The sequence below is a fragment of the Streptomyces sp. NPDC002784 genome (assembly GCF_053592135.1).
Genome location: NZ_JBSFVD010000017.1, coordinates 106,223 through 119,323, shown reverse-complemented (window position 1 = coordinate 119,323; position 13,101 = coordinate 106,223). Strand labels below are relative to the sequence as shown.

The window sequence follows — 13,101 nt, the reverse complement described above, 5'->3', positions numbered from 1 at the left end:
CGCTCCAGGAGGCCGTTCATCTCCCCTTAGGGCGAGTTGACCTGTCCAGCCGCCGGGCCAGCAGCGTCATCGCGACCATGAGCAGGACGGGGACGAGCATCGCGACCCGCAGCCCGGCGACCTCCGCGACCGCACCGATGACCGGCGGGCCGGCGAGGAAGCCGCCGTAGCCGACGGCGGAGACGGCGGCGATGGACGGGCCCGGCCGGTCCGGGTGCAGCTCGGCCACGTGGCTGAAGACGACGGGGACGACCGCCGCCAGCCCGAGGCCGAGCAGCGCGTAGCCGACCAGCCCGGACACGGGGGAGGCCACCGCCACGGCCACGGCGGCGCCGAGCCCCGCGACCAGCCCGCAGGCCAGCATGAAGGGGACCGTCCCCGCGCGGGCCCGGATGCGGTCGGCGGCCAGCCGCCCGGTGACCATGCCGGCCGAGAAGACGGCGAAACCGGCGGCGGCGGTGCCGTCGTCGGCACCGGTGGCGTCGTGCAGGTAGACCGCCCCCCAGTCGTTCAGCACGCCCTCGCCCATGAGCGCGCAGAACGCGATCAGGCCCGGGATCCACAGCCCGCCCCTGGGCAGCGCCAGCGCCGGCCCCGGGTCGGTGGCGTCCGGCGGGTCCGGGAGCAGGATGGTCATGGCCCCGAGAAAGGCGGCTACCGCGACCAGCCCGGTGACGAGGAAGTGCGGCCCGACGCCGACGCCCCGGCCGGCCGCCACGCTCCCGGCGGCGGCGCCGGCGATGCCGCCGAGGCTGAACATCGCGTGGAAGCTGCCCAGGATCGGGCGCCGGTAGGCCCGCTCCACCAGGACGCCCTGGGTGTTCATGGCGACGTCCACGGCGGTGTTGCCGCACGCGAACGCGGCCAGCGCGAGCGCCAGCAGCGGCAGGTTGGGCGCCACCGCGAGCAGGGGCAGCCCGCCCGCGTACAGCACCACGCCGGCCAGCAGCACCGGCCGGCTGCCGTGCCGCGCCACGAGGCCGCCCACGACGGGCAGCGCCGACACCGCGCCGACGCTGAGCCCGACCAGCGCGAGCGCCAGCGCCCCGGCGGACATGTCCAGCCGGTCCTGCACGGCAGGCACCCGGGAGGCCCAGGTGGCGAAGACGGTGCCGGTCAGGAAGAACACCGCGGCGACGGCGGCCCGCGCCCTGCGCACCTGCCGGGGAGGCGAGCCGTGCCGCTGCCGCTCGGCCGCCTCAGCCGGCACGGGCGGCCTCGTCACGCGCCAGGCCGATCAGGGCGTCACGCTCGTCGATCATCACCTTGGTGAAGACATCGGTGAACCTGGCCATGGTGTCCGCTCCGTTGGGCGGTCCGAGGGAGCTGAAACTCTGCCCGAGGACGAGCCGGCGTTCGCAGACGTCCAGCGCGACGGGATACTCCTCGGCCCGGTACTCGCATCCGGGCCGGGCGTGACCGCACGTCCACGGGCACCCTTTCCCGTAGCCGCGCCGTTCCTGGAACAGCGTCTGCGCGGGTACCGGCTGGTGCTGCCAGCGCATGATGCCCAGTCCTTCGGCGCCGACCGCCTTCAGCACGGCGTCCCGGAACGCCGCCACGGGAACGTCGGACAGTCCGTAATCCTCGGGGTCCACGAGAATCGGGTAGAAGAAATACACATGGGTACGGTCGTCCGGCACCGCCGGCGGGCGCAGCCCCGGCATGTCCCGCAGCGCGTCGGTGAGCGCGGTGCCGTTGGCCTCGCGGACGGCCGTCATCGCGGGGAGCCGACTGAGCTGGGAACGGGCGAAGGCGGCGGCGAGGACATCGATGCGGTAGTTCCAGCCCATGATGCGGGCGTTGTAGTCGCGGCCCTGGCCGGTGAGTTCCTCGCCGAACATCAGGACCCGGCGGGCGAGCCGGTGGGCTTCGTCGTCGCGGGTGGCGAAGAGGCCGCCCTCGCCCAGGGCGGACAGGGCCTTGGAGCCGTTGAGGCTGGCGGCGCTCATGTCGGCGAGCGACCCGACCGGCCGGCCGCGGTAGGTGGCGCCGTGTGCCTGGGCGGCGTCCTCGATCAAGGTCAGTCCGTGCCGGCCGGCGACCTCGCGCAGCCGGTCGTAGTCGGCCGGAAGCCCGTGGAGGTCGACGGCGATGATCGCCTTCGTGCGGTCGGTGACGCGCTCGGAGATCTTGTCCGGGTCGATGTTCAGCGTGACCGGGTCGGTGTCCACGAAGACCGGGACGGCATTGGCCTGCAGTACGCAGGAGGCCGTGGCCAGGAAGGTGTCGGCGGGCACGATCACCTCGTCGCCCGGCTCCACGCCGGCCGCCGCCACCGCCATGTGCAGGGCCGCGGTGCCGGAGTTCGCCGCCAGCACATGGGGCATGCCGGTCGTCTCCGACCAGGCCGACTCCAGCTCCAGCACGGTGTCCATGGGCCAGTGCCACGGCGTGGCGTCGTCCATCGCCCGGAGCACCGCGCGGCGGTCCTCGTCGACGATGTACGGCCAGGGAGCGACGTCGCCCTCGGTCATGACCGGCTTGCCGCCCAGCGCCGCTAACATGCCGTGACCTCCGCGCCGGCCGCCGCGCGTTCCACCACCGCCGGCCCGCCGGTCACCGGTGACTTGCGGAACACGGCGGTGAGCGAAGGCAGTTCGGGGTCCTGGCCGAGATGCGCGGCCAGGTCGCGCAGTCCGGAGGCGAGGTCGTACTCTGGCGTGAAGCCGAGCCCGCGGAGCTTGGAGACGTCGGCCACCAGCCGGAAGCTGTCCTCCAGGCTGGTGGTGTCGGCCTCCAGCAGCGCCGGGCGGCCGGTCGCCTCGGCGACGGCGTCGGCCAGCTCCCGCATGGACACCTCGCGGCCGCTGCCGAGGTTGTAGATCTCCCCGTCCGTGCCCGCCTCCGCCAGGGTGATCAGGGCCTGGCACAGGTCGCTGACGTGGATGAAGTCACGGGTCTTGCGGTCGCGGTCCCCGACGAGCGGGATCGGCAGGCCGTTGAGCTGCCAGCGCAGGAACTGCGACACCTCGCCGCCGGCCCGCCGCGGGTCCTCGCCGGGCCCGTAGACGACGAACGAGCGGCCGATGACCACGGGCAGCCCCAGGGTGTCGTGGAGGCTGCGCAGGGCCAGCTCACCGGAGAGCTTGGAGGCGCCGTACGGGAGGAACGGCCGGGTGGGGTGGTGCTCCGTCATCGGGGTGTCCTGGGGCGTGCCGTAGACGATCGCCGAGGACAGGTAGACCAGTTTGCGCACGCCGAGCAGCGCGGAGGCGTTGCCGACGTTGGAGGTGCCGACCGCGTTGACCTCGAAGTCGAAGCGGGGCTGCTCCACCGACAGGGTCCCGCTCGCGTTGCCGGCGAGGTGGAACACGGTGTCGGTGCCCTGCAGGGCCAGCAGCACATCGCCGAAGTCGCGCAGATCGGCCTTGGCATACCGCACTCCGGGCAGGTCGAGTATGTCCGGCCGGGGTGTGGATAAGTCGACCACGACCACCTTTCGGCCGCGCTTGTGCAACGCCCTCACCAGATGGCTTCCGACAAATCCGGAACCACCGGTGACGGCCACTTCCGTGGCCTCCGCGAAACGGTTCCCCTCGGGCGTCAGAATCACGTGGAATTCCCTTCCCTTGCTCCTGTGCCGGAGCGGCTTTCGGATCGGTTCGACCCTTGCATGACTGTCTTGGCGGCTTCAAGTGGGTAAGTCGTGGCACGCCCTGGGTAATGCCTCGGTGACCAGGCAGGACGCCGACGCAATTGCCGAAGAGTTCACGGGGTGGACACACCCGCCCGGCCGAGTCGGGGGTTCTTTGACAGGACGCCACCTGGTCAACCTTTGCGGGGAGCGCGCCGCGTCGGGGGTGCGCCGAAAGAATCGCGACAACAGTCGGCTCGCGGTTGCCGGGAGTTCCTACGCTGAGCGCCACCAGTGCTGAGACGATCGGCGGCGAGGAGCCCGACATGAGTGGACCTGGGACCGGCCGGAATGTGGCTGTCGTGGGAGGCGGGGTGGCCGGACCGACATTCGCGGTCGGTATGGCCCGCTCGGGGTACGACGTGACCCTGTACGAGGCCTACAGCAAGCGGGTCGAGGACGTGGGCTCGTTCTTCAACCTGGCCCCGCTCGGACGGAGCGTGCTGGAGGAGCTGGGCATCGCGGACGCCGCGCTCAGGACCGGGACGGTCTGCGACGGCATCACCTTCCGCAACCACAAGGGCCGCTGGCTCGCGAACAATCCGGAGACCACCACCAACATCATGCGCGGCGCGCTGAGCGCCGGACTGCGCGAGGCGGCCGTCGCCGACGGCGTGGAACTGCGCCTGGACAAGCGGCTGAGGTCGCTGCGGGAGCGGCCCGACGGCGGCTGGGAACTGGGCTTCGCGGACGGGTCAGAGGCGGTGGCGGACATCGTCGTCGGCTGCGACGGGGTGCACTCCGACGTGCGGCCGCACGTGCTGCCGGAGGCCGCGCCCCCGCGGTATGCCGGCGTGGTCGGCTCCGGCGGCCTGTCGGAGGTCTCCGACCGCTACAAGGTGGACGGCATGTTCCACATGACCTTCGGACTGCACGGCTTCTTCGGCTACCAGGTCATCCGCCCGCGGCAGATCCTGTGGTTCGAGAACCACTACGAGGTACAGGAGCGGACCATCGGTGAACTCGCCGACCTGCCCAACTCGGGGTGGATCGACGCGCTGGTGGACCGCCACCGCACCGACCCCGCGGAACTCGGCGAGATCATTCGGGCCTCCGTGGGGACGGTGTGGCGCTGGCCGGTGTACGAGGTGCCGCTGCTGGAGCGCTGGCACCGGGGCACCGCCATCGTGATCGGGGATGCCGCCCACGCCATCCAGCCGCACCTCGGGGTGGGGGCGACGCTGGCCCTGGAGGACGCGTACGGACTCACCGCCGCCATGCGACGGGAGCGCGACGTCACCGCCGCCTTCACGGCGTTCGAGGCCGACCGCCGCGCCCGGGTGGCCAAGATGCTGAAGCAGGCGCAGCGCATGGGTTCCGTGATGACGCCGCGGCACTGGTGGGAGCGGATGATGCGCGACCTCACCCTGCCGATCGCGATCAAGCAGGGGATCAAGAAGAGCGAGCAGGGCTTCGGTTACCGGCTGACCCCGTGGCCGCCGACCGACCAGGCCGCGTGAGCCGGCGGGCGGCCCCGGCTCACCGGGCCGCCCGGTTCACTTCAGTTCGCCGGTGAGGATCCACAGATGGCCGAACGGGTCGCGGATCCGGCCCGAGCGCTTGCCGTAGGGGCGGTTCTCGATCGGCACGATCACTTCGGCGCCGCCGGCGGTCATGCGCTCGCCGACGGCGTCGGGGTCGTCGGCCTCCAGCTCGATCAGGACCGGTGACCCGCCGATGTCACCGGGGGCGAGCCACCCCCATTCCTCGACGGCGGGCGAGACCCTGAGCGTCGTGCCGTCGATGCGGTGATCGATGACGCTGGGCCGGCCGTCGTCGAGCGGCGGAGCGCGGAAAACCTCCTCGGCGCCAAGGGATTCCCGGTAGAACACCGAGGCCCGGTCCGGATCGGAGACGATCAGGCGAGGAAACATAGGCATGGCCGTCATGCTAGTCATGAGAGACGCTCGGGGAGGCCGCGGACCGCCAGATCTGCCGCGGTCCTGTCACATGAATTCACCCCTACTGGAGAGAGTCGAGAACATGGTGGCACTCGCAGTGACTCCGAAACTCGTCGTCAACGACGCTCGCCGGGCCCTCGATTACTACGTGCGCACCCTGGGTGCTCAGATCGAGGAAAAACACGAGCACGACGGCCGTGTCGTGCATTCCCAGCTCCGGGTCGGGCCGGCGGCCGTGCAGGTGAAGGACGCCGACACGGTCGACGACGACCCGCTGAGCCTCGGCCGTCCGGGCGTCCTCCTCCAGCTCGTCGTCGCGGACCCGGACACGGTGGCCCGCGCCATGGTCGACGCGGGCGGGGAGTACGTCTTCGAGGTGGCCGACCGCGAGTACGGCGCCCGCGCAGGCCGGGTGCGCGACCCCTTCGGTCACGAGTGGCTGGTCCAGACGCCGAGAGCGGTCTGAGCCCGTACGAGGCCGTGGTGGCGCCGGCCACCACGGCCTCGTACGGCGCCGCCGCTCAGGGAGCGGGCTTGATGTTGACGTTGGTGTGGAAGAAGTTGTCCGGGTCGTAGACCGCCTTCAGCTTCGTCAGCCGCTGGAAGTTCTGCCCGTAGGCCTCGGCGACCCGCTCGGCGGCGTCGACGCCGAGGTGGTTGGCGTAGACCCCGTCGGTGGTGTAGGGCAGCAGCTCGGCGTAGACCCGCTCGGTCCACTCCACCGACTCCTCGTCCTTGGCCGGGTCGGTCCAGGACGGCAGGATGCTGGTGAGGTAGCCGTCGCGGTGCGGGAACGGCGTCTCCTCCGGACCGACCTTCAGCATCGCCCCGCCCATCTGGGCGCCGCCGACCAGGCTGCGCTGGGAGGGGGTGCTGACGAACCCGTCGGCGAGGACCTGCATCGCCTCCTCCCGCAGGGACGGCAGCAGGAACGAGCGCGGGTAGTAGCGGTGTCCGGCGACCGTGTTCTCGTCGAGGAGGCGCTGTACCGCCACGTACGGCATCACACCGCAGTGGTCGAGCACCAGGTTCGTGCCCAGGCCGCGCATCTGCTCGATCAGCCCCTCCGTCTTGTCGTCGGGCGCGGCGTGGCAGAAGCCGATACCGACGGCCGGCTCGCCGCCCGGCGCGACCAGGAAGGCGAACGAAGTGGTGAGCGCGTCCGGGGCGGTGCGGTTGAACTCGTCGATGCGGCGGGTCACCGCCACCGTCTGGTCGATCGGGAAGCCGAGGATGCCGGCCGCGCACTCGCCCTGCGGGTAAAGCTGGAACTCGAAGCGGGTGGCGACGCCGAAGTTGCCGCCGCCGCCGCGGATCGCCCAGAACAGCTCGGCGTCGTCGTCCGCGCTGGCGCGCACCAGTTCGCCGTTGGCCAGCACCACGTCGGCGGAGATCATGTTGTCGACGAGCAGCCCTCGGTAGCGGGCCAGCCAGCCCAGGCCACCGCCGAGGGTCACGCCGCCGATCCCGATGTACGACTCCTGCGAGCCGGTGACGGCCAGGCCGAAGCTCTGGGTCTCCGCGTCCACGTCGCCCTGCACCAGGCCGGGCTGCAGCACGACGCGGCGGCGGCGCGGATCGACGTGGATGCCGCGCAGGTTGGACGTGTCCAGCAGCAGACCGCCCTCGACCGTGCCCGTGCCGGCGAAGCAGTGCCCGCCGCCCTTGACGGCGAGTTCGATCTCGTTGTCGCGCGCGAAGTTCACGACCTTGATGACGTCCGACGCGCCGTCCACGCGCACGATCGCGCCGGGGTTCTTCTGGAAGTAACCGTTCCAGATCAGCTTGCGTGCGTCGTAGTCCGGGTCGCCCGGACTGATCACCTCGCCGCGGACGGCATCGCGCAGTTCCTCGAGCGCGGCGTCCTTGACGGCATTTCCGGCTGCGTTGACGAGTGCCACGGCAGTCCTCCTGACGGGAAGGGTGTGCGGTGAACGTAGCCCTTGGAAACCGGGCGCCGTCCGTGCGTGAAAGGGTGCCGACAGACCGGCGACGGTCACGTCGGGCGAGCGGTGACGGGGATGCTCTCGAACGCCCAGTACGGGAACCGGAACCCGCCGCCACTGGGGTTCCAGAGCGCCTGCCCGGCCGGTTCGACGCGGGAGAAGCGCGCCATCAGCCGGTCGAAGACGACCGTGCCCTCGATCCGCGCCAGCGCGGCCCCCAGGCAGTGGTGGACGCCGCCGCCGAAGCTGACGTGGGGGTTGGGAGAGCGGGCCAGGTCCACCCGGTCGGGGTCGGTGAAGACCGACGCGTCACGGTTGGCCGAGGCCAGCAGCAGCACCACGACCCGCCCCCGGCGCAGGGTGTGCCCGGCGATCTCGATGGGTTCCAGCACCAGGCGCGAGGTGGTGTGGATCGGCGCGTCATAGCGCATGAACTCGTCGACGGCGGTGCCCATCACGTCCGGTTCGGCGCGCAGCCGGCGCTGCACGGCCGGCTGGGTGAGGAGCAGATTGCCGCCGGTGGCGATCATGTTGGTGGTGGTCTCGAAGCCGGCGTAGTACACGAACAGCGCGTTGTCGACGATCTCGTCGTCGGTGAGCGGTTCGGTTCCGTCCCGCACCGCGGTGAGCATCCGCGACAGCAGGTCCTGCCCCGGCCGGCGGCGGCGTTCGCGCAGCAGGTCGACGAAGTAGGCGCGCAGCCGGACCACCGCCTCGTGCGCCTCGCGCCGTTTGTCGTCCGGGATGAACACGGCGAACGCCTGCGCCAGCGAGGTGGACCAGCGGGCGATCATGTCGCGGTCGGCCGCCGGGACGTCGAGCAGTTCGCTCATCACCGTCATGGGCACCGGCACGGCCAGGTCCGACACCAGGTCCCACTCGCCGCGCTCCGCCAGCGGGTCGAGGATCCGGTCGACGGACGCGGCGATGGGCCCGGCCAGCGAGCGCACCATCGCCGGGTTGAGGGCTTTGATCAGCAGGCGCCGCAGCCGGGCGTGCGCCTCGTCGTCACGGTTGATGACGATGCCCTGCAGATAGTCGTTGGCGGGGCCTTCCCCGATCGACAGCGCCTGGTACTGCTCGGGGTACTCACGGCCCAGGCGCCGGTCCCGCAGCAGTGCGCTGACCTCGGCATGCCGCGGGAACACCCACTGGCCGGGGCCACCCCGGCACATCGGCCCGTACTCCCTCAGCCGCTGGTAGACCGGGTAGGGGTCCGCTGCCCGCCTGGCGTCGTCGAGCACGTACCGCGGCATGTCCGTCAGCATCATGCACCTCCAACCGGCGACGAGACTAGGGCCGTCGCCGCGCTGCCCCGCCGGGGCCGAAGGTTGGCTGACAGGTTCGCCGCCCGGCCGCCGGTGCTCTGCAAGGCTCGGTGGCCGGACTGCGACGGTGGAGGTGGCAGACGCGGATGCGACGACTTCCGGTGAGGTTCGACTCCCGCGACCCGCGCGTGATCGACGACCCCTACCCGGTGTATGGCGAGCTGAGGGCGGCCGGCCGGCTCGCACGCGGCTCCGCGGGGCAGTGGGTGGCCTCGCACCACGCGGACGTCGCACGGCTGCTGAAGGACCGGCGGCTGGGGCATCGGTATCCGGCCGAATACCACGAGTTCTCCAACGGCTCGGGGCCGGCGAACGACTTCCTGCAGCGGATCGTTCTCGACCAGGACCCGCCGACGCACACCTTCTGGCGGCGGATCATGCAGCAATCGTTCAGCCCCACCCTGATGCGGCGGCTCGACGACTATGTGGCCGGGCAGGTCGAGGAGCTGATGGCCGCCGCGACGGAGAGGGGCGGGCTGGACGTCGTCGACGACCTCGCCTTCCCGCTGCCGGTGACGGTGGTCTGCGAGCTGCTGGGCATCCCCGACGTCGACCGGGCGGCGGTGCGCCCGCACGCCGTGGAGCTGGCCAAGGCCTTCGCGCTCTACGTGCCGCCCGAGGAACGGGAGGGCGCCCATGCGGCGGTCACCTGGCTGCGCGACTACATCAAGTCCCTGATCGACGAGCGCTCGCTACGACCGTCCCGCGATCTGATCGGCAATCTGCTGGCACTGGAGCGCGAGAGCCCGGACATGGACCGCGAGACGCTCGTCGACAATGTCGTGTTCCTGTTCTTCGCGGGCTTCGAGACCACCACGAACCTGATCTCCACCACGTGGTCGGCGCTGCTCACCCACCCGGAGCAGTTCCGGCTGCTGCGCGAGCGGCCGGAACTGGCCGAGCGGGCCGTGGAGGAGATGCTGCGCTACGACGCCCCGATCCAGGCCACCGCCCGCTATGTGAAGGAATCGGTCGACATCGACGGCCGGACTGTCCGCGCCGGCCGGATCCTCGTCCTGCTGCTCGGCGCGGCCAACCGGGACCCGGCGTGCTTCGAGCGGCCGGAGGAGGTCGACATCACGCGCGATCCCAATCCGCACGTCAGCTTCGGTGGCGGACCGCACCACTGTCTGGGCGCCGCCCTGGCCCGGGTCGAGGGGCGTGCCGTCACTCGGTGGCTGGCCGACGCGGCCGAGCCGCCACGGCTGGCCGGTGAGATCGTCCGGCGCCCGAGCGTCACGTTCCGCGGGTACCAGCGCATTCCCGTCGCCTTGGGCTGAGGGCGCGCTGTTGGCGTGAAATGAGCGCCGTCCGGGCTTCTTCGACGAGGCGGCGACAAACCCCTTTTTCGCGGGGTACTCACCTTCTACGGTGAAGCTGTGACCGACCGACGGAATGTTGTAGGTGATAGCAGAGTCCGAACTGAGTTCCGTACGGCCCGCCGCAGCGCCGGCTTTGTCGGCCCGAGGATTTCCCGGCATGTTCACCAAGGCGTATCCCGACGCCTTTCCGGAATCCCCGCCGCAGCCTGACGCCATGCGCTGATACGACGCACGGGCCATCGACAGACAGGTAGATGGAAAAGAACGAGAACTCCAGCGCTTCGACACCAACGGGGGCACTCATGCCGCATGTCCGGGAAGTCACTGCCACTGTCCACTGGTGTGCCGGTCACCCACGCCGATGGCCCAGCCGGACGACCCCAGGAGGTGCCGGCCGCCAGGAGTCGCTATGAGCTGCCCGGAGGTCGTGTTCCTGCGGTGGCCGGCCCAGGGCCACGAGCGCCCCCGGCTGCGTGAGGCGGGAGTACCCGCCCTGCTGGTCGTGGAGGGCGGCGCCGTGCCGCCGACCGATGTGGCGCCCAGCGAGGACTGGATACGCCCGCCGGTGGCCCGCTGCGACGTCGAGGCCCGGGTCTCGGTCCTGCGCAAGCGCACCACGGACGCGGTGCCCATGCTGGATCCGACCGGCGTCCTCTACTACGACGGCGAGTCGGTACCCATGTCCAATGCCCAGGTGGCTCTGATGCACTGCCTGCTCGAGGACTTCCGCCAGGTGGTCCGCCGCGAGCAGCTCAAGCAGGCACTGGCCGACATCGACGTGGGTTTCTCCAACAATGCACTGGACCTTCACATACTGCGCCTGCGGAAGCGCATTGAGAGGATCAGTCTGGAACTACGCACGGTGTGGGGTCGCGGCTACATCCTGGAATGGGCGGGCTCGGAGCCGGAACATTCCGGGTAGCGAAAAGAATCATGCGCCCCCGGCGGGCCGGAGCACCTTCAGCCCGAAGCTGAGGAGCCCCGGCCCGCCGTCCTGGAACCGGCCGTGCCGGATTCGCGCTGATGCATACGGCCGCGCAGCAGCCGCAGTTCCGCGAACGGCAGGGTCGCCCGGTCCATCAGATAACCGACGCCCGTGCTTCCGGCGGTTCCGGTGTTCTCGCCGAGCATCCTGCTGGTGAGAGCGACATGGCCGATTTTCCACCGCGTATAGCCGTTGCCGAGGTGGAGCAGTCCCTCGACGATGCGGTGCTCGGTGCCGGCCGCGACGCCGGCCTCCACGAGGGCGGCCATGGTGACACCGGTGCGTTCCACGCCCTTGGCGAACGCCGTGTACAGCGTGCCCGTGCGGGTGGCGTTGCCGATCAACCGGTCGAGCTGGTGGAACTGGGTGGACTGGGCGCCGCTCGCCGAACCCAGATGGCGGCGGAAGGCGGCGAAGTCCTCCAGCGGGAGCCGTTCCATCGCCACGAGCTGCTCGTGCAGCAGCCGCAGCAGGTCGGCCACGCGGTAGAGCAGGTCGGCCGCGCGCTCCAGGTCGGCGGTGCGCATGGTGAGGAACGCTTCCTCGACGGCGGCCAGGTCGGCGAGCATCTGCTTCAGCCACAGCTCGCACGTCTGGTGGCAGACGATGAAGAACTGCTCGGACAGCACCGTGTGCTCGGAGGCGTCCTTGGGGGCCCGCGGCTGCTGCAGGGACAGCAGCTCGTCGAGCCGCAGGTAGTCGTGGTAGGAGTCCTCGGCGTCCATCAGCCCATCCTCTTCCGGTCGACCAGGGCCACGATGCGTTCGACCCCGGTGGCCAGCTGCTGAGGGTCGACGCAGAAAGCGATCCGTACCAGCCCGGCGGCGATGCCGCCCGGGTACAGCGGGCGCAGCGTCCCGTCCGCACCGAACTCGGGGCGGGCGGAGAAGCCGCTGCCGGGTACGACCACGACGTTCTCGGTCGCCATCAGCTCGGCGGCGAACTCCTCGCCGGTCAGGCCGCTGGAGGAGACGTCGGCCATCGCGTACCACCCGCCGCCGGGCAGGGCCTGCAGCAGCCCGGCGTCGATCAGCGCCGGCAGCGCGTTGTCCCGGTTGGCGCGCACGAACAGATGGTTGTCGGCGAGCGCCTCCCGGGCCTGCAGCGCGCGCAGCCCGGCGTACTGGATCGGGGCGGACGGCGCGATGATGCTCGACTCCTGCACCGTCCGCATCGCCTCGCACGCCTCGGGGCGGGCGACCGCGACGTAGCCGAGCCGGTATCCGGTCATCGCCAGCCCTTTGGAGAACGTGAACACGCTGTGGACCCGCCGCTCGGAGGGGGGCAGGTCGCGTTCGTGGGCAGCGATCGACACGTGCGGTGCCGCGAAGGCGAAGTCCTCGTACGCCTCGTCGCTGACGATCTGCCAGTCCTGGTCGGCGGCGAGGTGGTACAGCCGTTCCTGGGTGTCCCGGCCGAGGAGCGCGCCGGTGGGGTTGGCGGGCGAGTTCAGCAGCAGGATCCGCGTGTGTGCGGTGGCGGCGGCGAGGATCGACTCCGGGTCGGGCGCGTACGTCTCGTCGAGCCCGTAGAACACCGGGCGCAGGCCGGCCAGCAGGGCCTGCTGCAGATGGACCGGCCAGTGGATGGCGGGGAGCAGGATCTCCGCGCCGGGTTCGGCGAGGCTGCGCAGCAGGGCGGAGAGGCCCTGGCAGGAGCCCGGGGTGACGAAGAGCTGGTCGACGGGGGCGTCGATGCCGTTGACGGTGCCGAGTTTGGCGCTGATCGCCTCGCGCAGCTCCAGCAGTCCCTGCACGTCGATGTACCGGGTGCGTCCGCCGAGCGCCGCTTCCGCGAGGCTGCGGGCCACCGATTCGGGCGGACCGAAGGCGGGTTCGCCGACGTGGAGTTTGATCAGGCCCCCCGGTGTCCGGCGCTCCCGCTCGTCGGCGATCCGGAAGGAGTTGTACAGCCAGGACGTGGGGATCGAGGAAGCCACCGGGAAGCCCGGGATCGGCTGGGCCATGGTCTTCAGTGCTCCT

At 71.0% G+C, this 13,101-nt stretch carries 12 protein-coding genes; 4 read left to right on the top strand and 8 right to left on the bottom strand.

The genetic code is table 11. The features are described from left to right. Nucleotides 1-16 precede the first annotated feature (16 nt). Genes ACWD1Z_RS26235 through ACWD1Z_RS26225 form a run of 3 tightly spaced genes read right to left on the bottom strand, consistent with a single transcriptional unit; the run spans nucleotide 17 to nucleotide 3,511 of the window. Nucleotides 17-1,210 carry an MFS transporter gene (locus ACWD1Z_RS26235; protein ID WP_451122033.1) on the bottom strand — a complete coding sequence of 398 codons (1,194 nt, stop codon included), beginning with the start codon at nucleotides 1,208-1,210 and terminating at the stop codon, nucleotides 17-19. Continuing rightward, nucleotides 1,200-2,507 (bottom strand): DegT/DnrJ/EryC1/StrS family aminotransferase, encoded by a 1,308-nt coding sequence (locus tag ACWD1Z_RS26230; protein ID WP_451122032.1) that lies wholly within the window; start codon nucleotides 2,505-2,507, stop codon nucleotides 1,200-1,202. The genes ACWD1Z_RS26235 and ACWD1Z_RS26230 overlap by 11 nt, the downstream gene beginning before the upstream one ends. Continuing rightward, nucleotides 2,501-3,511, bottom strand: coding sequence for an NAD-dependent epimerase/dehydratase family protein (locus ACWD1Z_RS26225; RefSeq protein WP_451122083.1), 1,011 nt, complete (start codon nucleotides 3,509-3,511; stop codon nucleotides 2,501-2,503). The genes ACWD1Z_RS26230 and ACWD1Z_RS26225 overlap by 7 nt, the downstream gene beginning before the upstream one ends. A 392-nt stretch (nucleotides 3,512-3,903) precedes the next feature. Here ACWD1Z_RS26225 and ACWD1Z_RS26220 point away from each other — a divergent pair, with 392 nt between their 5' ends. Beyond that, complete coding sequence (locus tag ACWD1Z_RS26220) at nucleotides 3,904-5,097, top strand: FAD-dependent oxidoreductase (protein WP_451122031.1); 1,194 nt, start codon at nucleotides 3,904-3,906, stop codon at nucleotides 5,095-5,097. Nucleotides 5,098-5,133: 36 nt separating this feature from the next. Here the strand turns inward: ACWD1Z_RS26220 and ACWD1Z_RS26215 are convergent, their stop codons facing one another. Beyond that, complete coding sequence (locus ACWD1Z_RS26215) at nucleotides 5,134-5,517, bottom strand: VOC family protein (protein ID WP_451122030.1); 384 nt, start codon at nucleotides 5,515-5,517, stop codon at nucleotides 5,134-5,136. A 103-nt stretch (nucleotides 5,518-5,620) separates the two neighbouring features. Between ACWD1Z_RS26215 and ACWD1Z_RS26210 the strand changes: the two genes are divergently transcribed. Then, nucleotides 5,621-6,004: a VOC family protein gene (locus tag ACWD1Z_RS26210; protein ID WP_451122029.1), complete on the top strand. Its 384-nt coding sequence runs from the start codon at nucleotides 5,621-5,623 to the stop codon at nucleotides 6,002-6,004. Between the two features lie 55 nt (nucleotides 6,005-6,059). Here ACWD1Z_RS26210 and ACWD1Z_RS26205 read toward each other — a convergent pair whose 3' ends face one another. Both ACWD1Z_RS26205 and ACWD1Z_RS26200 read right to left on the bottom strand, forming a co-directional pair. Next, complete coding sequence (locus tag ACWD1Z_RS26205; protein WP_451122028.1) at nucleotides 6,060-7,439, bottom strand: FAD-binding oxidoreductase; 1,380 nt, start codon at nucleotides 7,437-7,439, stop codon at nucleotides 6,060-6,062. A gap of 95 nt (nucleotides 7,440-7,534) precedes the next feature. Continuing rightward, a complete protein-coding gene (locus ACWD1Z_RS26200) occupies nucleotides 7,535-8,740 on the bottom strand; it encodes a cytochrome P450 (protein ID WP_451122027.1) in 1,206 nt (401 codons plus the stop codon). Nucleotides 8,741-8,898: 158 nt separating this feature from the next. Between ACWD1Z_RS26200 and ACWD1Z_RS26195 the strand changes: the two genes are divergently transcribed. Together ACWD1Z_RS26195 and ACWD1Z_RS26190 are read left to right on the top strand one after the other, a co-directional pair. Further along, nucleotides 8,899-10,092: a cytochrome P450 gene (locus ACWD1Z_RS26195; protein ID WP_451122026.1), complete on the top strand. Its 1,194-nt coding sequence runs from the start codon at nucleotides 8,899-8,901 to the stop codon at nucleotides 10,090-10,092. 451 nt (nucleotides 10,093-10,543) lie between these two features. Beyond that, a complete protein-coding gene (locus tag ACWD1Z_RS26190; protein WP_451122025.1) occupies nucleotides 10,544-11,056 on the top strand; it encodes a helix-turn-helix domain-containing protein in 513 nt (170 codons plus the stop codon). Between the two features lie 38 nt (nucleotides 11,057-11,094). Here the strand turns inward: ACWD1Z_RS26190 and ACWD1Z_RS26185 are convergent, their stop codons facing one another. Together ACWD1Z_RS26185 and ACWD1Z_RS26180 are read right to left on the bottom strand one after the other, a co-directional pair. Then, a complete protein-coding gene (locus ACWD1Z_RS26185; RefSeq protein WP_451122024.1) occupies nucleotides 11,095-11,844 on the bottom strand; it encodes a tryptophan 2,3-dioxygenase family protein in 750 nt (249 codons plus the stop codon). Continuing rightward, on the bottom strand, nucleotides 11,844-13,085 hold the full coding sequence (locus ACWD1Z_RS26180; RefSeq protein ID WP_451122023.1) for a pyridoxal phosphate-dependent aminotransferase: 1,242 nt from the start codon (nucleotides 13,083-13,085) through the stop codon (nucleotides 11,844-11,846). Before ACWD1Z_RS26180 ends, ACWD1Z_RS26185 begins: the two co-directional genes overlap by 1 nt. Between the last annotated feature and the right edge of the window lie 16 nt (nucleotides 13,086-13,101).

Excerpts from the sequence above, each read along its gene's own strand:
- ACWD1Z_RS26230 (WP_451122032.1), bottom strand. The coding sequence starts at position 2,507 with ATGTTAGCGGCGCTGGGCGGCAAGCCGGTCATGACCGAGGGCGACGTC.
- ACWD1Z_RS26215 (WP_451122030.1), bottom strand. The coding sequence starts at position 5,517 with ATGCCTATGTTTCCTCGCCTGATCGTCTCCGATCCGGACCGGGCCTCG.
- ACWD1Z_RS26185 (WP_451122024.1), bottom strand. The coding sequence starts at position 11,844 with ATGGACGCCGAGGACTCCTACCACGACTACCTGCGGCTCGACGAGCTG.
- ACWD1Z_RS26210 (WP_451122029.1), top strand. The coding sequence starts at position 5,621 with ATGGTGGCACTCGCAGTGACTCCGAAACTCGTCGTCAACGACGCTCGC.
- ACWD1Z_RS26190 (WP_451122025.1), top strand. The coding sequence starts at position 10,544 with ATGAGCTGCCCGGAGGTCGTGTTCCTGCGGTGGCCGGCCCAGGGCCAC.
- ACWD1Z_RS26180 (WP_451122023.1), bottom strand. The coding sequence starts at position 13,085 with ATGGCCCAGCCGATCCCGGGCTTCCCGGTGGCTTCCTCGATCCCCACG.
- ACWD1Z_RS26220 (WP_451122031.1), top strand. The coding sequence starts at position 3,904 with ATGAGTGGACCTGGGACCGGCCGGAATGTGGCTGTCGTGGGAGGCGGG.
- ACWD1Z_RS26200 (WP_451122027.1), bottom strand. The coding sequence starts at position 8,740 with ATGCCGCGGTACGTGCTCGACGACGCCAGGCGGGCAGCGGACCCCTAC.
- ACWD1Z_RS26195 (WP_451122026.1), top strand. The coding sequence starts at position 8,899 with ATGCGACGACTTCCGGTGAGGTTCGACTCCCGCGACCCGCGCGTGATC.